Annotated in this window: 25 protein-coding genes and 1 tRNA gene; 13 read left to right on the forward strand and 13 right to left on the reverse strand. The window is 43.6% G+C overall.

What is annotated here, in order from left to right; translation table 11 throughout:
- Positions 1-13: 13 nt before the first annotated feature.
- Complete coding sequence (locus SFC25_RS07210) at positions 14-1,153, reverse strand: alcohol dehydrogenase catalytic domain-containing protein (RefSeq protein ID WP_411214617.1); 1,140 nt, start codon at positions 1,151-1,153, stop codon at positions 14-16.
- A 427-nt stretch (positions 1,154-1,580) separates the two neighbouring features.
- On the opposite strand from SFC25_RS07210, the gene SFC25_RS07215 reads away from it, so the two are divergent.
- From SFC25_RS07215 to SFC25_RS07230, 4 genes are all read left to right on the forward strand, one after another.
- Positions 1,581-1,754, forward strand: a complete 174-nt coding sequence (locus SFC25_RS07215; protein WP_411214618.1) for a hypothetical protein — start codon at positions 1,581-1,583, stop codon at positions 1,752-1,754.
- Positions 1,755-1,825: 71 nt separating this feature from the next.
- Positions 1,826-2,248, forward strand: a complete 423-nt coding sequence (locus SFC25_RS07220) for a YkvA family protein (RefSeq protein ID WP_411214619.1) — start codon at positions 1,826-1,828, stop codon at positions 2,246-2,248.
- A 199-nt stretch (positions 2,249-2,447) separates the two neighbouring features.
- Positions 2,448-4,379 carry a lipoteichoic acid synthase gene (gene ltaS, locus SFC25_RS07225; RefSeq protein ID WP_411214620.1) on the forward strand — a complete coding sequence of 644 codons (1,932 nt, stop codon included), beginning with the start codon at positions 2,448-2,450 and terminating at the stop codon, positions 4,377-4,379.
- 71 nt (positions 4,380-4,450) lie between these two features.
- Complete coding sequence (locus SFC25_RS07230; protein WP_411214621.1) at positions 4,451-5,518, forward strand: AEC family transporter; 1,068 nt, start codon at positions 4,451-4,453, stop codon at positions 5,516-5,518.
- A 38-nt stretch (positions 5,519-5,556) separates the two neighbouring features.
- On the opposite strand, the gene SFC25_RS07235 is transcribed toward SFC25_RS07230, so the two are convergent.
- The 3 genes from SFC25_RS07235 to SFC25_RS07245 form a co-directional block, all read right to left on the reverse strand.
- Positions 5,557-5,706: a hypothetical protein gene (locus SFC25_RS07235; RefSeq protein WP_411214622.1), complete on the reverse strand. Its 150-nt coding sequence runs from the start codon at positions 5,704-5,706 to the stop codon at positions 5,557-5,559.
- Between the two features lie 43 nt (positions 5,707-5,749).
- On the reverse strand, positions 5,750-7,507 hold the full coding sequence (locus SFC25_RS07240) for an ABC transporter ATP-binding protein (RefSeq protein ID WP_411214623.1): 1,758 nt from the start codon (positions 7,505-7,507) through the stop codon (positions 5,750-5,752).
- A 148-nt stretch (positions 7,508-7,655) separates the two neighbouring features.
- Entirely contained in the window at positions 7,656-8,543 is an 888-nt protein-coding gene (locus SFC25_RS07245; protein ID WP_411214624.1) for an exonuclease domain-containing protein, read from the reverse strand.
- A 137-nt stretch (positions 8,544-8,680) separates the two neighbouring features.
- Here SFC25_RS07245 and SFC25_RS07250 point away from each other — a divergent pair.
- Positions 8,681-8,753: transfer RNA gene (locus tag SFC25_RS07250), tRNA-Ala, on the forward strand.
- A gap of 94 nt (positions 8,754-8,847) precedes the next feature.
- Here SFC25_RS07250 and nadD read toward each other — a convergent pair.
- From nadD to SFC25_RS07275, 5 genes are all read right to left on the reverse strand, one after another.
- The gene (gene nadD / locus SFC25_RS07255) at positions 8,848-9,462 is read right to left on the reverse strand and encodes a nicotinate (nicotinamide) nucleotide adenylyltransferase (protein WP_411214625.1); all 615 of its coding nucleotides are present in this window, start codon (positions 9,460-9,462) and stop codon (positions 8,848-8,850) included.
- 1 nt (position 9,463) lies between these two features.
- Positions 9,464-10,924, reverse strand: coding sequence for a nicotinate phosphoribosyltransferase (locus SFC25_RS07260; protein ID WP_411214626.1), 1,461 nt, complete (start codon positions 10,922-10,924; stop codon positions 9,464-9,466).
- Positions 10,921-11,484: a cysteine hydrolase family protein gene (locus tag SFC25_RS07265; protein ID WP_411214627.1), complete on the reverse strand. Its 564-nt coding sequence runs from the start codon at positions 11,482-11,484 to the stop codon at positions 10,921-10,923. The genes SFC25_RS07260 and SFC25_RS07265 overlap by 4 nt, the downstream gene beginning before the upstream one ends.
- 18 nt (positions 11,485-11,502) lie before the next feature.
- Positions 11,503-12,279, reverse strand: coding sequence for an NUDIX domain-containing protein (locus SFC25_RS07270; RefSeq protein ID WP_411214628.1), 777 nt, complete (start codon positions 12,277-12,279; stop codon positions 11,503-11,505).
- Between the two features lie 114 nt (positions 12,280-12,393).
- Positions 12,394-12,630 carry a hypothetical protein gene (locus SFC25_RS07275; protein WP_411214629.1) on the reverse strand — a complete coding sequence of 79 codons (237 nt, stop codon included), beginning with the start codon at positions 12,628-12,630 and terminating at the stop codon, positions 12,394-12,396.
- A gap of 86 nt (positions 12,631-12,716) precedes the next feature.
- Between SFC25_RS07275 and SFC25_RS07280 the strand changes: the two genes are divergently transcribed.
- On the forward strand, positions 12,717-12,977 hold the full coding sequence (locus SFC25_RS07280) for a hypothetical protein (RefSeq protein ID WP_411214630.1): 261 nt from the start codon (positions 12,717-12,719) through the stop codon (positions 12,975-12,977).
- On the opposite strand, the gene SFC25_RS07285 is transcribed toward SFC25_RS07280, so the two are convergent.
- The 3 genes from SFC25_RS07285 to SFC25_RS07295 all read right to left on the reverse strand — a co-directional run bounded on the left by SFC25_RS07285 (position 12,970) and on the right by SFC25_RS07295 (position 15,428).
- Positions 12,970-13,554: an NAD(P)H-dependent oxidoreductase gene (locus tag SFC25_RS07285; RefSeq protein ID WP_411214631.1), complete on the reverse strand. Its 585-nt coding sequence runs from the start codon at positions 13,552-13,554 to the stop codon at positions 12,970-12,972. The genes SFC25_RS07280 and SFC25_RS07285 overlap by 8 nt on opposite strands.
- Positions 13,555-13,658: 104 nt before the next feature.
- A complete protein-coding gene (locus SFC25_RS07290) occupies positions 13,659-13,889 on the reverse strand; it encodes a DUF4190 domain-containing protein (RefSeq protein WP_411214632.1) in 231 nt (76 codons plus the stop codon).
- Between the two features lie 111 nt (positions 13,890-14,000).
- The gene (locus SFC25_RS07295) at positions 14,001-15,428 is read right to left on the reverse strand and encodes an alanine/glycine:cation symporter family protein (protein WP_411214633.1); all 1,428 of its coding nucleotides are present in this window, start codon (positions 15,426-15,428) and stop codon (positions 14,001-14,003) included.
- 135 nt (positions 15,429-15,563) lie between these two features.
- Between SFC25_RS07295 and SFC25_RS07300 the strand changes: the two genes are divergently transcribed.
- The 3 genes from SFC25_RS07300 to SFC25_RS07310 all read left to right on the forward strand — a co-directional run bounded on the left by SFC25_RS07300 (position 15,564) and on the right by SFC25_RS07310 (position 16,543).
- A complete protein-coding gene (locus tag SFC25_RS07300; RefSeq protein ID WP_411214634.1) occupies positions 15,564-15,743 on the forward strand; it encodes a hypothetical protein in 180 nt (59 codons plus the stop codon).
- Entirely contained in the window at positions 15,743-16,132 is a 390-nt protein-coding gene (locus SFC25_RS07305; RefSeq protein ID WP_411214635.1) for a GNAT family N-acetyltransferase, read from the forward strand. Before SFC25_RS07300 ends, SFC25_RS07305 begins: the two co-directional genes overlap by 1 nt.
- Before the next feature lie 102 nt (positions 16,133-16,234).
- Positions 16,235-16,543 (forward strand): DUF3243 domain-containing protein, encoded by a 309-nt coding sequence (locus SFC25_RS07310; protein ID WP_411214636.1) that lies wholly within the window; start codon positions 16,235-16,237, stop codon positions 16,541-16,543.
- Positions 16,544-16,579: 36 nt separating this feature from the next.
- Here SFC25_RS07310 and SFC25_RS07315 read toward each other — a convergent pair whose 3' ends face one another.
- Positions 16,580-17,476, reverse strand: coding sequence for a ComEC/Rec2 family competence protein (locus SFC25_RS07315; protein WP_411214637.1), 897 nt, complete (start codon positions 17,474-17,476; stop codon positions 16,580-16,582).
- Positions 17,477-17,602: 126 nt separating this feature from the next.
- On the opposite strand from SFC25_RS07315, the gene SFC25_RS07320 reads away from it, so the two are divergent.
- The 4 genes from SFC25_RS07320 (at position 17,603) to SFC25_RS07335 (ending at position 20,255) form a co-directional block, all read left to right on the forward strand.
- The gene (locus SFC25_RS07320; protein ID WP_411214638.1) at positions 17,603-18,184 is read left to right on the forward strand and encodes a GNAT family N-acetyltransferase; all 582 of its coding nucleotides are present in this window, start codon (positions 17,603-17,605) and stop codon (positions 18,182-18,184) included.
- 91 nt (positions 18,185-18,275) lie between these two features.
- Positions 18,276-19,121, forward strand: coding sequence for a glycosyltransferase family 8 protein (locus tag SFC25_RS07325; RefSeq protein ID WP_411214639.1), 846 nt, complete (start codon positions 18,276-18,278; stop codon positions 19,119-19,121).
- Between the two features lie 84 nt (positions 19,122-19,205).
- Entirely contained in the window at positions 19,206-19,757 is a 552-nt protein-coding gene (gene lepB, locus SFC25_RS07330) for a signal peptidase I (RefSeq protein ID WP_411214640.1), read from the forward strand.
- A gap of 144 nt (positions 19,758-19,901) precedes the next feature.
- Entirely contained in the window at positions 19,902-20,255 is a 354-nt protein-coding gene (locus SFC25_RS07335; protein WP_411214641.1) for a GntR family transcriptional regulator, read from the forward strand.
- The last annotated feature ends 2 nt before the right edge of the window (positions 20,256-20,257 follow it).

A 20,257-nucleotide genomic window follows, 5' to 3' on the forward strand; every position in this document is an offset into this window, starting at 1 on the left:
AGCTCCTGTTTTTTTATGGCTTCAATAGTACTTTGATGTTATTATCCGATTTTTCATCGAATATCTTGTATGCTTCTTTTGCTTCACTGATTTTCATTGTATGAGTGATGATATCCGTTGGATCGAATACTCCTTCTTCTACCATCTGATAAAGCTTTGGCATCAAATGGATAACAGGAGCTTGTCCCATTGTAAGCGTCACGTTCCGAGTGAAGAAGTCACCAATCGGGAAACCATTTGCTTCTGTTCCATATACACCAGTAAGCTGAACGGTACCGAATTTAGCTACTGCTTCACTAGCCGTGATGATTGGCTGAATTGTTCCAAATTGATTGTCATGCTCAGACCCGAATGTCACACCTTCCGGTACTGTTCCATCCATACCGACACAATCAATCACAACATCGGCCCCACCGTTCGTATCACTGTGAAGTAAAGAACCGATCTCACGATTATTGGTAAAGTCATAGGTTTCTACATTGTTCATCTTTTTAGCATGTGCCAAACGATGCGGTACATTATCTACTGCAATAACACGCTCTGCCCCTTTCAGCCAAGCAAACTTCTGCGCCATCTGGCCGATGGGACCTGCCCCCAAGATGATGACAGTGTCCCCCTTTTTGACCCCGCTGTTCTCCACACTCCAATAAGCTGTTGGAATTACATCAGATAGAAAGACAACACTTTCATCCTTCAATTCACTCGATTCCGGCACTTTAAAGGAAGTGAAATCAGCAAATGGCACACGCAAATACTCTGCTTGCCCACCAGGATAGTCACCAAACTGATCTGCAAAACCGAATAGCCCGCCGGCATCAGTATGCGGATTGCCATTTGAATTATCACATTGGCTCTCCATTTGATGGTTACAATAGTAGCATTCACCGCATCCAATGTTGAATGGGATGACAACGCGGTCGCCTTTTTTAAGGTTTTTCACATCCGGACCGACTTCTTCTACAATACCCATTGGTTCATGACCAATGATATAATCCTTCTCCGGTGTAATTCCTCCATGATACAAATGCAGATCAGAACCACAGATACCGGTGGCCGTAATTCGTACGATCATATCAGTGGATTTCTCGATCGAGGGAGCTTCCACTGACTTAACTTCGATATTTTCCTTGCCTTGGAACGTGACTGCTTGCATGGTACCAATCTCCTTTATCCAGTTAGTTGAAGAACTATTCCTTTTGCCAATTGAACTTAAACCTTTCAAAACTTTTGCTGAAAAATGAAACCAATTGCGAGTGCCACACGTCTATATAACTGAGGACGATAAAATATGTTTTCTAACAACAATACCTCCCTCATATTTCATATTCGTCCCACCACACTTATTTCTAACAACAACAGAAAAGCAGGCAGCCCCCGCTGCCTGCTTTTCCCCGTTTATGGAGTTCTCGCTTTCTCTCTATGCTAACTTTCTTTATAATAGATAAGTGAACTAATCATTTATTCAATTTTTTCCTAGTGAATTTAGATCATGATGAGACATCTGAGCTGGAAATCCTGCGTAACCTCAGCTCTTTCTGCCAGCGCCCTATGGTGCTGTCAGCATATGAAAGGAGAGCACTATGTTCAAAGTCATCGCAATCGACTCAAACCAAGTGAAGCTTGAATTCGTCGGAGAGGACGGAGAAGTTTACACTTTTGACACATATGAAGAAGCTGAAGCCTTCATGCAGCATGTGAAGGCAAAAGATACATTGCCGGAGCGATACCGGGTGCTCGTTAAAAAAATCGACTAAAGCCCCTTCCTTGCATGACAGGGAATTGTTCCTCATAATAGAAACCAGAAGGAAACAAGGAGGCACACCTTATGAAATGGAACCTATCACAGCTCCTGGAGAAACGGCATGCTTATACTCCAAAGGCAAAAGCATTGCTGCAGGATAAGGAAAAATCGAAGGAGCTCCTTGCTAATGTATCAACAAAAGCAACGGATAATAAAGGAAAACTCGCAGAAATCTGGTCAGATTTGCAGCTGATGGTGGACATGCTCCGTGATTGGCGCAAAGGTGCGTACAGCCAGCTGCCGAAGAAGTCACTGCTTATGATTGCAGCAACCTTCCTTTATTTCTTAAGCCCAATCGATTTTGTTCCGGATTTCATTCCCGGCGGATTGCTTGATGACGTTGCGCTTATTGCTTTCACCTTTAAGCAGATACAGCAGGATGTAGCGGCATACAAGCAATGGAAACACAAGCAGCCGATTGAAACCCAAACAACAGGTGCTTTGTAAAAAAAGAGTGCAAAATGCACTCTTTTTTTACGGGCTAAATTTCCCATTTTGCTTTTTCAGCAGAATCTGTTATATTTATAGATTATGAGCCCAAATTTTGTTTTGGGTCTTAGTTGTTTTTTAGATTGCAAATTGATAGAATCTATGTCGTTGTTCAACTCAATAGACGCCTGATAAGAAAATGAAGAGGTGAAAGATAATGAAGAAGCTTTTGGCTTCAAAGAAAGGATTTTTTGCGCTGGCCGTTATTTTCTTATGGGCCAAGACGTATTTTTCTTATAAACAGGAATTCAACCTGGATATAACAAACGCCATGCAGGAATTCCTGCTTGTAATCAACCCATTTAGCGCGAGCATCGTATTCCTGGGGCTTGCATTCCTGGCAAAGGGCAAACGGATGGGAATCTGGCTATTAGTCATTGATTTCATCATGAGCTTCCTGCTTTATGCGAATGTCCTATACTATCGATTCTTTAATGATTTCATTACCCTGCCAACATTAAAGCAAACCGATAATCTTAGTTCCGGCATGGGCGGCAGCATCTTCGGATTAATGGAAGGCTATGATTTCATCTACTTCCTAGATATCATCCTGCTGATCGTCTTGTATATTTACACAAGAAAGAACTGGAGTATCGACCGCCTTGCTTTCCGGAAGACAGCAATGGTCATCATCTCCGGTGTGGCTTTATTCGCAATCAACCTTGGACTGGCTGAAGTCGATCGCCCGCAGCTGCTACAGCGCACATTCGACCGCACGTACTTGGTTAAATATCTTGGACCATACAACTATACGATTTATGATGCGGTTCAAAATGCGAAGACTTCCACCCAGCGAGTGATGGCAAGTCCGAGTGACTTATCTGAAGTAACGGAATTCACGAAGGAAAACTATGCTGAACCGAATGAGAAGTACTTTGGGAACGCAGAGGGCATGAACGTCATCAAAATCCATTTGGAAAGCTTCCAGAGCTTCCTGATCAATTACAAATTGGACGGCGAAGAAGTTACACCGTTCTTGAATTCACTTGTGAATGATAAGCAAATAACGTACTTTGATAACTTCTTCCACCAAACAGAACAAGGTAAAACCGCAGACGCAGAGCTGTTAATGGATAACTCCCTATACGGCCTGCCGCAAGGATCTGCCTTCTCTGTAAAAGGTACGAACACATATCAAGCAGCGCCTGCCATCCTGAATCAGGAGCAAGGCTATACAAGTGCTGTATTCCACGGTGACGAGAAAACATTCTGGAATCGTGATGAAATTTACAAGCAATTCGGAGTCGATCATTTCTTCGATTCCACTTATTACAACATGGAAAACTCGGTTAACTACGGTTTGAAAGATAAACCTTTCTTCGAAGAATCCATGCCATTGCTTGAATCACTTGATCAGCCATTTTATGCGCATCTGATCACACTGACGAACCATTATCCGTTCACACTCGATCCAGAAGACGCAACGATCGATAAAGCAACAACTGGAGATGCTACAGTAGATAACTACTTCCAGACAGCACGCTACCTGGATGAAGCATTGGAACAGTTCTTCAAAGACCTGAAAGAATCAGGCATGTATGATAACTCTGTCATCCTGCTTTACGGAGACCACTATGGTATCTCTACAAACCATAACCGTGCTATGGAAGAGATTACAGGCAAAGAAATGACGGACTATCAAAATGCACAAATGCAGCGTGTACCGCTTATGATCAAGGCTCCAGGTCTTGAAGGCGGCGTGAACCACACGTACGGCGGTGAGCTGGATGTCCTTCCGACACTTGAACACTTGCTTGGTATTGATTCATCTAAGTATATCCAATTCGGTACAGATCTATTGTCCGAGGAGCACAACGGTGTAGTCGGATTACGAAATGGTGATTTCATCAGTAAAGATTACACAGTGCTAGGAGATACGTATTATGACACTAACACTGGCGAAGTAATCGAAGATGAAGCCAAAATAGAAGAAATCAAAAAAGAAAAAGAGGAATTAGCCAAGAAGCTAAGCCTCAACGATAAAATCCTTTATGGTGACCTGCTCCGCTTCTATGATCCGGAAGGCTGGACACCGGTAAAAGCGAGCGATTATGACTATAATAACCGTTCAGAATCAGAGGAAGAATAATCTCGGAACACCTGCCAAATATGGCAGGTGTTTTTTTTTGTGCAAGCCCAGTTTATTAATTTTTTTAGACAATGACCTGCAATATCGTTACAATTAAGAATGCTGTATATAATATAAAACAGGGAATACATCATGTAACTTCAGCTGAAAGGAGGATCACGCTTATCGCAAGCTTTATTTATGCTATATCCATTATACTGATCGGACTTATCATCGGCAGAGTCATCCGGATTGTCGCTGAGAAATATCGGCTCCCGGAATGGTTCTCCCTCAATTATTTCATGAATGCATTGATTCGGGTTGTATTGCTTGTACTAAATCCAATTATTCTTATCAGTGCCTTTTGGTCAGCTAACTTGACCAATGTCAGGCTCATTTATCTACCCGTCTTCGGAATTGTAACGATTTTCCTTGGAGCAATTCTGGCTTTGCTGTATTCCAAATGGCAGAGGCTGCCGAAGGATCAGATTGGTTCTATGTTCGTTTCAGGTGCCTTTCTCAACCTCGGAAGCTTTGGACTGCTCTTTTGTGTGCTATTCATTGGCGAGCAAGCAGTGGCATATGCTGCTATGTTCCGCTTGCTTGAGGAATTCACGTATTATACGATCATCTATCCAATCGCAAAATCATATGGGACAATCGAAGAAAATGCTCCTGCATCACGCGTGATGCGTATTATCAAAGATCCATTTATCATGATTACTTTCTGTTCTATTGTCATTGGTGCGGTGCTGAACTTATCGCCAATAGACAGATTCGAATGGCTTGGAGCAAGCAATTCAACACTTGTTGCACTTGCATCCATCCTGCTTTTAATCCCAATCGGCTTCAGCATGCGGATAGCTTCGGTGAAAAAGTATTGGAAGCTTAGTATCTGGCTGATTCCGATCAAGTTCCTTGCTGTACCGCTAGTCATTACTGGCAGTGCTTATTTACTTGGTCTGGGCAGCTTGTATGACGGTATATTACTACAGGTGCTGCTCATCATGTCCGCCATGCCGCCGGCCGTTGCTTCCCTTGTACCGCCGCGGCTGTACAATCTCGACATGGAGCTTGCCAACTCCAATTGGATCGTTGCGACATCTTCGCTTATTGTTGTCTTACCAATCTTGTTTGTACTAGTCAATTGGATGAATTGAAAGAAGCTGCTGCCTCATATTAGAGGCGGCAGCTTTTTTTAGTCTTCCTTTGCGGAAATATATTCGTTTTCCGTTTGTCCTGGTCCATTTACGTTGTTCTTGAACTGGCTCAATCGGCCGTTCCGTTTTTCGCCGTGATTTTTGTTTTCCTTGAATTGATGGTCATTATTGGGCTTTTTCTTTGGCATGATAGAACCCCCTTTTCGCCTAGTATGCGAAGAAGGGCTCTATTTATTCCATTTTACCCGCAAGCAGCTGCTGCTGGGATGCGAATTCACGATATAGATCGTGAAGCTTGAATAACTCCTCATGTGTTCCGATACCAGTAATTCGTCCTTTTTCAATGAATACAATCTGATCTGCATCCACAATTGTCGACAGCCGGTGAGCTATCACGAAGGTAGTACGATTCTGCATCAAATTCTGCAATGCCTGCTGCACGTATATCTCTGAGCTGCTATCAAGACTCGATGTCGCCTCATCCAGCATCAGGATCTGAGGGTCACGCAAAAGCGCCCTTGCAATCGCAATACGCTGCCGCTGTCCGCCAGAGAGCTTCACTCCCCGCTCGCCGACCTTTGTTTCATAAGCATCCGGCAAGTCTTCAATGAACTGTTTGGCATACGCCATTTCCGATACACGTTCCAGTTCTTCCTGGGATATTTCCCTTTCCAAACCATAGCAGATATTTTCACGAATCGTACCGGATAATAAAGCTGTTTCTTGAGCCACATAGCCAATTTGGCGTCGCCAGTCATGCAGTTTAAAATCTTGAATAGGAGTCTTATCTAACCGGATGACACCACTGGTTGGCTCATAATACCGCTCAAGCAAACCAAATAGAGTCGATTTACCACCACCGCTCGGTCCGGCGATGGCAGTCACCTTGCCAGCAGGCGCGGTAAAACTAAGCTCATGCAATACTTGTTCTGATTGATAAGCAAAACTCACATGCTCAATATGCAAATCTCCATCCACAGAATGTATCGGTCGGCCCTTTTCGGCATCTTCTGTATCTTCTCCAAGTACATCATAGATACGCTCCGTTGCTCCCATCGCCTTTTGAAGATGGGTGAAGAACATGGACAGCTGCGTCATCGGCATGATGATCTGGAATAAATACAGGATGAACGCGACCATGTCACCTGCTGATAGTGCTCCTGAAGCAACGCGCACACCGCCATAGCCGATGATCGTCACTAACAAAAGCATCATGATGAAGAGCATGAGCGGCGAAAGCAACGCTTGAATCTTAGCTTCTTTCAAGCCGTATGTAAACAAGGTGCGAATACCTTTGTTGCCGCGTTCCAGCTCTACATGTTCTGCATTCGAAGCTTTCACAAGCTTCATCTCAGGCAGTACCTGATTCAGGACTGAGGTAAACTTTGCTGTTTCCTCCTGCATGATTTTCGATACCCGGTACATCCGGCGCCCGAGTATCATGATGATTCCAATTGCAATTGGTACAGCCAGCAGCATGACTATCGTCATTTTCCAGTCAAGAACAAGCAGAATGATAATCGATCCGACAATGGAAATAATACCTGTAACAAAACTGGTCAGATGGTCCGTAATCAGCTCTTTTACTACAGCAGTGTCATTTGTCACTCGGCTGAGCGTCTCCCCGGTTTCATTATCATGATGAAATCTGATTGGCAAATGCAACAGCTTCTCCCATAGACGCTCGCGCAGTTTCACAACAACATGATGACCGATCTTCGCCAGCAAGTAGATGGATAACCCGCTAGCTAATGCCTGCAGGACAAAAGCAATAACCAAGATTGCGATTTGCCCGCCAGAAATGGAGGCCCCCGAAAAACCATCCACCAAATTCTTCGTAAATAAAGGCACCGTGAATCCTACGCCTGTCGTCAATAGACTCATCACCAACGCAACAATGACCATCGCCTTAGGTGGTTTTGTGCCTTTGACCAGCGCTAGAAATAATCGCCAATCAAATTTTTTCGTTTCTATTTGATTCTGTTCCATTTTGTTCCCCCAAGTTCTATTGTTAATCTCCTCCAAGGAGTATGGCATATCCTTTGTGTGTATACGCCTCTTTCGTCAAATCGGTTTCCTTTAATTCATACATCGTATACCCTCCATAGAAAAAAGGAGTTCTCCTACCGAGAACCCCTTACACCAATGACAGGAATTTTTCTTCTGAGATGATCCGCAGCGGACGTCCGTTCTCGATCATCCGTTCCGCCTGAACGAGCTTACTCGTTTTCTTGCCTGCTGCAAATTTCTCATAATCTCTTGCCCCTACAACGAGATAGCGGGTAGACGTGTCCATTTTATCTGTATGCACGCCGCCTACATTGACCAGTTTTTGAATGGCATCCTTCCGCTTCAAACTTTTCATAGTCCCAGTAAACATCACCTGTTTCCGATAAAACGGGTGTGCCGGATCAAATTGATCTGTCTGCGGCTTGATATCGCCGTAGCGTGATCGGCTGCCAGAAGAGCTTGTATCATGAATGCTTTTCTTTTGCACCTTTAATGTCTTGGTTAGTTCCTCTATTCTCTGTACGCCGGAATCCGCCATCGCATGCAGGAAGATGTTCGCTGCAACTCGTGCATCCTCCATAGCATTATGGTGCTCAAAAGTAATTTCCTTACTGGCAGCTAACGTGTTCAGCCGATGGTTCTCCATATCCGGCCACACTTTTTTGCCGATGATCCGCGTACAAAGATAATCAAAATCGGGCATTTCCAAACCATATCGGGCCACCGCTTTCCGAATGACACCCATATCAAAACTCGCGTTATGCGCAATGACAACATTACCCGCCAGATAACTGCTTAATTTCGGCCATATTTCCCTGAACGTCGGTGCATCCTCCACATCCCGTGGAAGGATCCCATGCACGTGGATATTCTGTTCTTCGAATTCCATCAATGGATTGATCAAGGTATACCATTCATCAATCACACCCGTCTCATCCGCAACAGCAACACCTACCGAACAAGCACTTGACCAATACCGATTCGCCGTCTCGAAATCTATACTCACAAACCGCACTGCATCGTCCTCCAAATCGACTTTTATTAAGTAGATTATATCACAGCAGCCGATAGAGTCCGATTATCGTGCCTGCGAAAATATATTGCCATTAATAGAAAGAAGCGCTATAATATTTCTGTGACGTAATTCTATACGGGGCATTAGCTCAGCTGGGAGAGCGCTTCGCTGGCAGCGAAGAGGTCAGCGGTTCGAGCCCGCTATGCTCCACTAAAAAAGACGCCTATCGATGGGCGTCTTTTCTTCTGTCTCTTTATATTTCAGCAGTTGCCATTTTACAAGTTTTTTCAGCCTATTACTCAAACTATTTATATATCTGCTGTTCCTTAATATACCGATAACAGCTCTCCGGCAGCAAATACCGTGGCTCCCCGCCTACTGCAAATTCCTCCCGGATATAAGTAGAGCTGATCTCCATTGCCAGTCCCTTATCTATCAGATGGAAAGTATGACCATCATCATGATTCCGTAGCAGCGGAGAATGGCTGATCACTTTCAGCATATCGATATCGTTCCGGGCCATGACTATGAAGCGGTTATCGCGGACTAGAGCTTCACTATTCCCCCATTTTCCTGCACCAATATCTTCGAGAAGATCTGCCCCCATAATGAAATAAACTTCGTCATTAGGATAGACCTCTTTGAAATGGGTCAATGTCTGTTCCGTATAGACATTCCATGCTTCTTGTTTCATCTCATAGTCATCAGCAATATACAATTCATTATCCTCTATTGCCATTTGAACCATCTTCCAGCGGTGCTCATCCGTCGTATTTAGTTTCTTGTCCTTTCGCTTGCTGGAACAAGGAAGAAAAATGACCTTATCCAGCTTGCAGCGGTGCGCAACTGTGCTTGCCGTCCATAAATGGACATTTGTGACTGGATCAAACGATGAACCGTAGATTCCGATTTTCCCCATACTACTTCTCCTCCAGCTGTGATTTGATGCGCTCGATCAATTCCATTTTATTGTTCCAGCAAGCTGTGCTGAGATCGACAGGATAGGCCTCTGGATTATGTGTCCGTTTATATTCATCCCATAGGTAGGTAAGGCTGTGTGTCACATAATTCCGTGTTTCCTCCAGGGATGGCAGCGTATATACGAGTTCTCCCTGTTGAAAAACTGGCTGCTGCAGCTCCTTCGCTTCAAAATCCGTCACAAACTTACTGATGTACGGATAGGTTGGATGGAACATCTTTAGTCGTTCTTCTTCCTCAGGATTCTCATGGGCTAGCGCAATATAATCTCCTTCTGATTTCTGGCTCGCTCGGTTGATGATCCGATAAACGCGTTTTAGTCCTGGAGTAGATACTTTTTCAGGATTGGCGCTGATTTTGATTGTATCGGCCATCTCTCCATTGTCATCTTCAATGGAAACTATTTTATATACTGCCCCCAATGCTGGCTGATCGTATGCAGTAATCAGTTTTGTGCCGATACCCCAATTGTCGATTTTCGCTCCCTGAGCTTTCAGAGCACCGATAGTTTCTTCATCCAAATCATTGGATGCGGTAATCTTCGTTTCAGTAAAGCCTGCTTCATCCAGCATCTTCCGTGCTTGCTTGGACAAGTAAGCTAGATCTCCGCTGTCCAGGCGAATGGCATTGAAACGGATTTTGCCGCCCATTTCTTTTGCCACTCTAATCGCATTTGGCACACCGGACTTCAACGTATCATACGTATCCACAAGAAACGTACAATCCACATGCGTTTCTGCATATTTACGGAATGCTTCATACTCATCGCGATAAGCTTGCACCAGCGCGTGTGCATGTGTTCCGGCTACCGGTATACCGAACTTTTTGCCTGCCCGCACATTGGAAGTAGCATGGAACCCGCCGATGAATGCCGCTCTTGTTCCCCATATAGCCGCATCCATTTCCTGTGCCCGTCTGGAGCCGAATTCCATTGCTGTATCCCCAGCATCTAAAACATGCATGATACGAGCAGCCTTGGTAGCAATAAGCGTCTGGTAGTTCACGATATTCAGCAAAGCTGTTTCGATCAGCTGCGCTTGGGCAAGCGGCGCTTCCACCCTGATGATCGGCTCAGTTCCAAAAACCAGCTCACCTTCCTGCATGCTGTACAAATCTCCAGTAAAGCGCAGGTCGCGTAAGTAAGCTATGAAATCTTTCTCATATCCCAGCTCCTGCTCGAGATAGTCCAGATCAGAATCCGAGAAACGGAACTCTTTCAAATAATCGATGACTCGCTCCAAGCCAGCGAAAACAGCAAATCCATTCCCAAAGGGCTGCTTGCGGAAAAACAGCTCGAATACCGCTTTGCGGTTGTGCTTTCCATCCTTCCAATATGTCTGGGCCATATTGATTTGATAAAGATCCGTGTGCAATGCCGTGCTATCATCCTTGTAATGTGTCATCGTTTCGTACCTCCTTCGGTAATCTCTGCTCCTAATGCGCTTTTAAAGTGATGCAGTGCATATGCATGACCCTCTTGATTGAAACTGGCCACAGCATCTGCGTGAACTACGATTTTGAAGCCATAATTATAGGCATCGACCAGTGTATGGAATACGCAGATATCCGTCGCCACACCAATAGCATGAATCTCCTTGATACCCCGTTCGTTCAGCCGCTGCAGCAGATCAGTCCCTGCAAAGGCGCTGTATCTTGTTTTATCCATATAGTAGACATTCCATTCATCCTTGGCAGACTCATATATTTCCGAGAGCTTGCCGTAAAGCGCACGCCCTTGTGTCCCATCAATATTATGCGGTGGATACAGCTTCGTTTCTGGATGATATGCATCCTTCTCATCATGCTTATCGATTGCAAGAACAACATAGTCACCGTTCTCGATGAATTCGCTGGTAATAGCTGAAAGCCGTTCCTCGATTTCCCGTCCTGGCACCCCGCAACTCAGTGCTCCATCTTCCGCTACAAAATCATTTGTATAATCGATATTCAGTAATGCTTTCATCTTTCATCCTCCTCTGGATTAATGACGAGCTGTATAAATCGACTGCTTCACTTCTGCATCAACGAAACGATAAAGCTGTGTCGGCAGCTTGGATGTACGCTGCGTCTTCTGCCCTTCAACCGCTTCAATGAAAGGCAATGTCTTAACTTTTCGTGCAAAAGCTTGTTCATTTTGAATTGCTTTGTCATCCGTTACGGTCAGCAAGACTGCCTGCAGTTCCGAGTAGGTGAATAGCTCTGGCAAGAATTGCTTTGCAACTGTAGTTTGCAGTAAATCTCGTGATATATGAGTAATAGCATCGCGGATGATAGTGGCATGATCAAACGCTAATAGATGCTGCTCTAGTTCTTGTACAGGGAACAGTTCCACTTCTGCGGCATCATCATTCGCTTTTCTTTCAAATAATCTGTGTTCCGGGACAATTGCATAATGCGCATTTGAGATGATCCACCCGCGCGGATCACGACCAGGAGCATCGTATACACCAAAATGCTTCAGATGTATCCGGGCTATCCCTGTCTCCTCTTCCAATTCCCGGCTGGCTGCCTCAGTGGCTGTTTCTTCCGGTGTTACAAAGCCTCCCGGCAGAGCCCATTTACTTGCTTCGATGTTCGGATTTCCTTCGGTATCCTGCTCCGCACGTTTGATGAGCATCAACTTGAGCTCCATTTCTGGCGGAGCATACGCTTTGACCTTTTCGGAGGTGATGGTGAATACAGCTATGTCGGATGTATAACCTTCCGGTGTACGATATCGGCTTACATCATAAGGTATCTCCTTTTTATTCGACTTCACTATGTTAATCTCCTTTTAATTAACAATATGTTAAATGTTAATTGTATTATATGCAAGATACCCTTACTCTGTCAATGATAAACAAAAAAGCCTCCCCCTATAAGGAGAAGACTTTTAAGTCTGTGTAAAGATCATGACAGTTGCGCTTGCTGCAATGACGAAGACAATCAAATAAACTCCAGTCATCAGCTTTTTCTTATTCAAGATTGATTCAAATGCGAATAACAGAAACATAACGGACAAAAGCGGCAGCATCAGCTGGGGATTCACTTCATAATCCCGGTCGATATATCGATAGACGCCGATTGCAATGACAATAATAGCTAGCAGAGCGTTTATTTTACGTAACATTTGCTTTCTTCCCTTCCAAGTCGCATGATACCATAGACAGTATAACAGGACATAGCTCCTTGTTGAATAGAAAGGTTGTATGTATTATGCCAACTTATGAGGAATGGCAAGTATCTTATAAAGAAACTGCCATCCGGGAAATACAAAAGTACTTCCGCATATATGAGATAGGAAACATTTCCGAAGCGGTTTTGGAAGCCGGTTCTGCCCGTATAGCGCAGCAAGCTGATCGTATTGATGATGACACATTCGCTTCCTTACTGAAACAAATCAGCCAGAGTCTAGCTGTCAATGACATACAGGATGTGAGAAACAAATATTACGAATTGGAACAGCTGCCTATTTAACTCGATTGCGAAAGTATGCTTCAACACGGTTCAGGAACTTTTTCTGTTTTCCGTTCATTTTTTCCATGCCGCCGAACTCGAAGATTTTCACTTTCCGGATACCAACAAATCGAAACAGTGCCCGCTTCATCAAGATCTTATGCGCATTTCCTAAATAGAAACGACTATAAAAGCCTGGACCTTTCATAGTCGATACACAAACTGCTTGCTTGCCTTTCAGCAATCCCTCTGGCAGCAAACCTTCGTGCCGATAAGCAAAATTGGCTGAAAAGTTCTGATCGATGAATCCGAGCAGCATAGCTGGCGGCCTTCCCCAAAAGATGGGATAAATGAATACAAGCAGATCGGCTCGTTTGATTTTTTCACGATACATTTCAAAATCCGGATCGGTATGCATATCACGGCGGCGCTTTTTATCGTGGAAAACCAAAGCTGGATCAAACTCTTCAGCATACAGATCGACTATATCTACTTCACTGATAGTCGGATTGTGCTTGATTCCTTCCTGCACTGCCTGAAAAAAAGCATGGTTTAGTGATGTATGATTTGGATGAGCATATACCAACAATGCGTTCATTGATTTCCCCCTGAAAGTAAGATATCTATGATACGCCACGGAATTGAATAAAGTTACAAAAAAAAGAATGCAGAAATTGATCCTGCATTCTTTTTTGCTTTTATTCATGCTGTCAGGACGAGAATAAGGATTGCTACTATCTGATAACCGGCTCCTATGATACTTGTGGCCAAACCTCCAATAGCCATACCTTTACCTGACCGTTCTGTATTCTCCACTTTCCTTATCGTATGTAAAGCAAGTACAAACCCGATAATACCAAAGAAGATTCCATATAAAGAAAGAAACAAACTGATGACCCCGAATACGAGCGATAGTAGTGCTGTTTTCTGCATGGATCAAAACTCCTTCTTCCAAGTTCTGACTCCATTGTATCTCTACATATGCCCGCTGTCCTGTTTCTTAACTTTTCTAAATTATTTTATCCCTAAAGAAAAAGTATCCTCTTATGAAGAGGATACTTTTTTGTCATCAGCTTGCTTTGCCCAAACGTCTTCATCGACATTCGGGATACCCGCCACACTATCTGAATAGAATTGCGGATTCTTGCCTGCTCGTTTTTGCTCCATATAGTCTTTCAGAGCGCGGAAGGCTATTCTTCCAAGCAGCACGATCGCAATCAAGTTGATGAATGCCATGATCGCCATGAATAAATCAGCTATTCCCCAAACGAAATCAAGACTAGCCATTGAACCTACTGCAACCATAGCAACTACTGCAACACGATAAATGAATAACCATGTTTTGCTGTGTTTAATGAAATTGATATTAGATTCGCCATAGAAATAGTTACCGACTACAGATGAGAAGGCAAACAAAAAGACGATTAAGGCAATGAAAATACCTGCCCAAGATCCAACTAAAGAACTTAACGCATTTTGTGTAAGAACAATCCCATCAGATTCAGTACTCGTATAAAGACCAGAGAGGATGACGATGAATGCTGTAGCTGTACAAACTCCAAAAGTATCAACATATACACCAAGTGATTGGATGAAACCTTGTTTCACCGGGTGGGATACATTTGCAGTGGCTGCGGCTTGGGGTGCACTACCCATACCTGCTTCGTTCGAGAACATACCACGTTTAATACCTTGCATCATCGCAACACCAACGGCACCACCGGCAATCTCTCTAATGCCGAAAGCATCTTGGAAGATGATAGCGAAGGCATGTGGAATCTCCGTAATATGGAACAAGATAATTCCGATAGCTAAAAGGATATATCCCCCTGCCATTACTGGCACGATGATTTCGGATACTTTGACGATTACCTTTGTACCGCCAAAGATGATAAGCGCACTGATCACTGTCATGATTATTGCCATAAGCCCTTTGCTGATTCCAAAGGAACTATGAAATGCGCTAACAATTGTATTCGCTTGTACGGAGTTAAACGCCAAGCCGAATGTCAAGGTAATGATAACTGCAAAAGTAATTCCCAGCCAGCGCTGTCCTAGTGCTTTTTCCATATAATAAGCTGGACCGCCGCGAAAAGAAGATTCTCCATCCCGCGTTTTATAAATCTGCGCAAGTGTTGCTTCGACGAATCCGGAAGCAGCACCAAGGAAAGCCATGAGCCACATCCAGAATACCGCTCCTGGGCCCCCGACAGAAATAGCCAGTGCCACACCAGCCAAGTTACCAGTACCTACACGTGCCGCGGCACTGATACAGAAAGCCTGAAATGAGCTGACGCCTTTTCCATCAGTGGTCTTTTCACCAATTAATTTAAACATGTGTGGTATTTGCGTGAATGTAGTTAGTTTAAGTTTCAGTGTAAAATAAAGACCGACAAGGAGTAATAATCCCATCATAATGTAAGTCCACATAAAATCACTTGTGGACTGAATTATTTTTAATAATATATCCATCTCTTTCTCTCCTCATAAAAAATACACGATGTTAACTAATGTAACAAAATCTAACATGATACGCAATGTTTTTTCCTTCCATAACAACCCATTATCCATGCTATACTGGGACTACAAAGACAAGGTGGGATAGATATGAATCAATCGAAAGATAAGAAACCTTTCCGTTATCCATTAGCGTTCACAGCTGGCATCATCTCTGCCATTCTTTTTGGAATCGCTTTTCAGAGCCCTACTGTTGGACTGGCTGCAGGATGTATGTTAGGCATCATTTTCGGTACAATGCCAAAGGGAACTAAAAAGGGGAAAGAATAATGATTGCGATACGTCCTTATAAGGCAGAAGATCTCTCGGCAATTACCGAATTACTGAAAGATGAAGGCTGGACAACACTCGCGGCTGATCCGGATCGTTTCGATCTAGCTATGAAAGGATCGAATCCTGCTCTCGTTGCACTGTGTGACGGAGAAATATGCGGCTATACTCGTTGTATCACAGACCAAGTCATCACCCTTCTTGTGGCTGAGCTGCTCGTTGACGGACAACTGCGCGGACAAGGAGTTGGCGGCAAGCTGCTTCAAGCTGCGCATGACCTCTTCCCATCAACACGGATGGAAATGCTGGCGACAAGTACATCCAAGTCATATTACGAACAGAAAAGATTCCGGCCTTTTTATGGTTTCCGAAAGACTTATGCGGAATAATGGATTCTGAAACTAGTACATATGATATATTTTTTCGATAAGTTGTTTGGTCAAGTGTATATTGGGAATACATTACTAACTCAACAAGAGGAGGTAATGAAAATGGCACATGAAGATCGCGCACAGAACGCTGTGGAAAATCTATCCCAAGAAGATAAGAACGAGATTCTGAACAATTTCCAGAACTTCCAAGATTATTTAGGCAACAAAGTAAAACAAGGTGAGCGCCTAGGATTGAGTGAAGAAGCTTTGACTAAAGCTGCTAAGCGTGTCGCTGACTATCTGGCTGATAAAGAGGAGCCTCGCAACCGCGAGGAGTATCTGCTCAAACAGCTGTGGCTTGTTGCTGATGAAGAAAACAAGAAGCCGCTTGCGAACACACTTGTGAAGCTAGCAGATCAGACAAATTAAAACGAAAAAAGCGGATCCGTATGGGATTCGCTTTTTTTATTTACTGCGGTAGATTGGTTCTGGTCTCTCACTGCTGACCTGGCAGGAAAGACCATTCGTTTCAATACTGATTGTACCTCCCTTGGCTGTTGCATAAAGAACAGCTCCTGCTTTTTTAAGATTGCGAACGACTTCCTTGGTTGGATGCCCTAGCTGATTATCCCGCCCGTAGGAAACGACTGCATATTCCGGCTTTACTTTTTTAAGGAAAGAAAGCGTATTACTCGTCCGCGATCCATGATGTGCAACCTTATAGATCTCAGACTCCACTTCATAGTTATGTTTCATTTTATACTCCTGCTGTGCTTCAGCGTCACTCATAAGCAAAAAATCAACCGTCCGATACGTGAGCCTTAGAACGATAGAGGCTTGGTTGTTCGTTGCTTTCGGATGATTGGCATTTAAAACTTGAATAGATAGAAGCGGATCAACAGTTATATAGGAACCTTCTTTCGCGATCGTCACTGGAATTTGTTTTTCTGCCAGAATCTCAGTGTAACGCTGATACGTCCTTGTCGTATATAACTTACCGCTATCCAGAACCTGCTTCACTTTGAATTTCTCAAGTACCGGAAGGAGCCCGCCAATATGATCGATATCCGGGTGGGTGGCAACTAACAGATCCAATTTCTTTACCCCTCTGGCAGAAAGCTCCGATATCACCTTCTCACCCGACTCTCCGTCCCCTCCGTCTACGAGAATATTATAATGGGATGGTGTTTGTATCAGTATGCTGTCACCTTGGCCGACATCAAGAAAATGCACCTGCAGCTTCCCTGCTTCGTCGGTTTGTGAAAAAATATAGTCCCATATGCCGCTTCCGCTTTCCGCTGCTATATTCATCGGGAAACTGAGCATCAAGAAAAGACATATTAAAAGCACCCGCTTCTTCATTACGTTCCGCCCCCTTTTCCATAGGATGCAGTCCGCTTACCATTCATATGCACCAAGATGCTTCTCCTAATTTTAACAATCGATTGGACATGCTATACTAATAGCAATGGAAAGGAGCGACGAATCATGTTTACACATCGTATTGACTCAGCAACTTATATGAAGCTTTTGGAACCTCAGGACAGTGATAAGCTATTTCAGCTGATTGACAGTTCCCGTGATCATCTGCGTCAATGGCTGCCTTGGGTGGATCAGAATACGACCGTCGAGCATAGCAGACAATTCATCCAGCATACATTGAAGCAGTTTGCGGACAATGATGGATTTACTGCCGGCATATGGTATCAAGGAGCTTTAGCTGGTGTAATCGGCTTCCATAAAATCGACTGGCAGAATCGTTCTACTAGCTTGGGTTATTGGCTGGGAGAAGAATATACCGGTCTTGGTTTGATGCAGAAAGCTGTCAGCAAATCGTTGGATTATGCCTTTCTAGAGCTTCGATTGAACAGAGTCGAAATCCGTTCGGCAATCGGAAATGTACGCAGCAGAAGAATCCCGGAGAAGCTTAACTTCACCCACGAAGGAACAATCCGACAGGCAGAAAAACTTGTCTATGGCTACGTGAATCACAATGTCTACGGTATGCTTTTAGAAGAATGGGAAGCAAAAGAAAACAGTAAGGCAAATGATGATGAGGCAAATGGATAAGCTTTTCTTTTCAAATTAATTACAATTCCATTACATGTGTTTAGTCTCTTCTCCAACCGGCTATATAAGCACTAAGGAGATGAGAAGAACAATGAAGAAGAAAATGCATATTGTATCATCGACAGATGACAACTACGCGCAGCACTTGGGTATGACATTGAGTTCTCTACTTGAAAACACTTCAAACCCTGAGGATTTTGTCATTTCAATCATTGATGGAGGAATCAGTCAGCAGAAGAAACAGCTATTGAAAGAAACAGCAGCCGCCTACAATACACCACTGGACTTTTTAAATGTAGATTTGGATGCATACGGAGGCGCAATCGCCAGCCGCCACATTTCAAAAGCGGCCTACTATCGTATTTCCATCCCTGAAATGATGAATCCAGCAATTGAACGGACGCTGTATGTTGATTGCGATATGCTGGTACTGGATGATGTCAAAAAACTTTTCGAGATTGATATGGAAGGCAATATCGTCGCAGCCGTAGGAGACTATGGAGAACATCGTCGTCTTGAGAAAATGGGAATCACGAAAGAAGATCGTTATTTCAACTCCGGCCTGATTCTGATTGATATGGAGGCTTGGCGCGACAATGATATCACGAATAAGGTTTTGACATTCATCAATGAAAACCCGGATAAGCTGGCTTGGCATGACCAAGATGCCCTAAACGCCATCCTGTGGAATGATTGGCTCATGCTTCATCCGAAATGGAATGCTCAAACGCACGTTATCTTGAAAGAGTATAAAGCGAAATCACTCAAAGAAGAACGCGTACTCCGGACAGTAAGGGAAACTCCATCCATTGTCCACTTCTGCGGAGAAGAGAAACCTTGGCAGGAAGGATCCATTCACCCTTATACGGATGGATACTACGAGTACTTAGCGAAGACAGCATTTGCTGCTAAATCTAAAAATTCCTTATCTGTCTAAAACTGTTTGTAAAACCGGAGTTAAGATGACTCCGGTTTTTTCTATGCACCCTTCTCATATGTTACACTAGCAGTATAAAAGGAGGTGCTTTCCCTGAATGTTAGACGCACACTGTATGCTGTGCTGCTCCCTATTTGTATTGCCATAATCGCCCTTTTCATTTTCCGTTCTTATTTTTATTTCCCTAGTACTGTCTATGGTGAATCAATGGCTCCGACACTGGAAGACCAAAACAAAATACTCATCAGCCGAGTCGGTAACATTGATCGTTTCGATGAAGTCGTTTTCCAAGCACCAGATCAGGATGCAAGCTATGTAAAGCGCGTGATTGGGATTCCCGGAGACAAGATTGAATACAAAAATGATGTGCTTTATGTAAATGGCAAAAAGCATGCAGAACCTTACCTGAAAGAAATGAAGGAAACGATGCAAGAGGATGCGTTATTTACAAATAACTTCAAGCTTCGTGATGTCATTGGGGAGGATACTATTCCTGATGGTTACCTGTTCGTCATGGGAGATAATCGCAGAAACAGCAAAGACAGCAGGATGTTCGGCTTAATCCCGCAAAGCTCAGTCATCGGTGAAGTGAAGTTCCGCTATTATCCTTTTCCTCAAATGGGATTGACCAATTAAATAAATTGAGTTGACGAACAGTGCAGGCAATTGCACTGTTTTTTTATTTTCTCCAAATTCTGGTTGACTTACCTTCACCTTAGTTGTATGGTTAGTTACATAAGTAATTAACCAACTATCTGAGTTTTTAAAGGAGCATACGTAATGCTTGATGATTCGAAGCCGATCTTTATCCAGATTAAGGAGCAACTAGAAGACGCCATCCTCAATGGCTCCATACAAATTGGAGAAAGAGTGCCCTCCACCAACGAATTTGCTCAACACCACAAGATAAATCCAGCCACTGCAGGAAAAGGAATCAATCAGTTAGTAGACGAAGGTATATTATTCAAGAAAAGAGGCGTAGGTATGTTCGTAACAGAAAGAGCTCCGGATATTCTATTGGAAAAGCGGAAACAGCAATTTTTTGATGCATATATCGTTCCGATGAAACAAGAAGCGGGTAAACTGCACATCTCCAAGGAAGAAATCATCCGAATGCTCAAGGAGGAAGAATGAAA

This window comes from Terribacillus saccharophilus (assembly GCF_046592595.1).
GTDB lineage: Bacteria > Bacillota > Bacilli > Bacillales > Amphibacillaceae > Terribacillus > Terribacillus saccharophilus_C.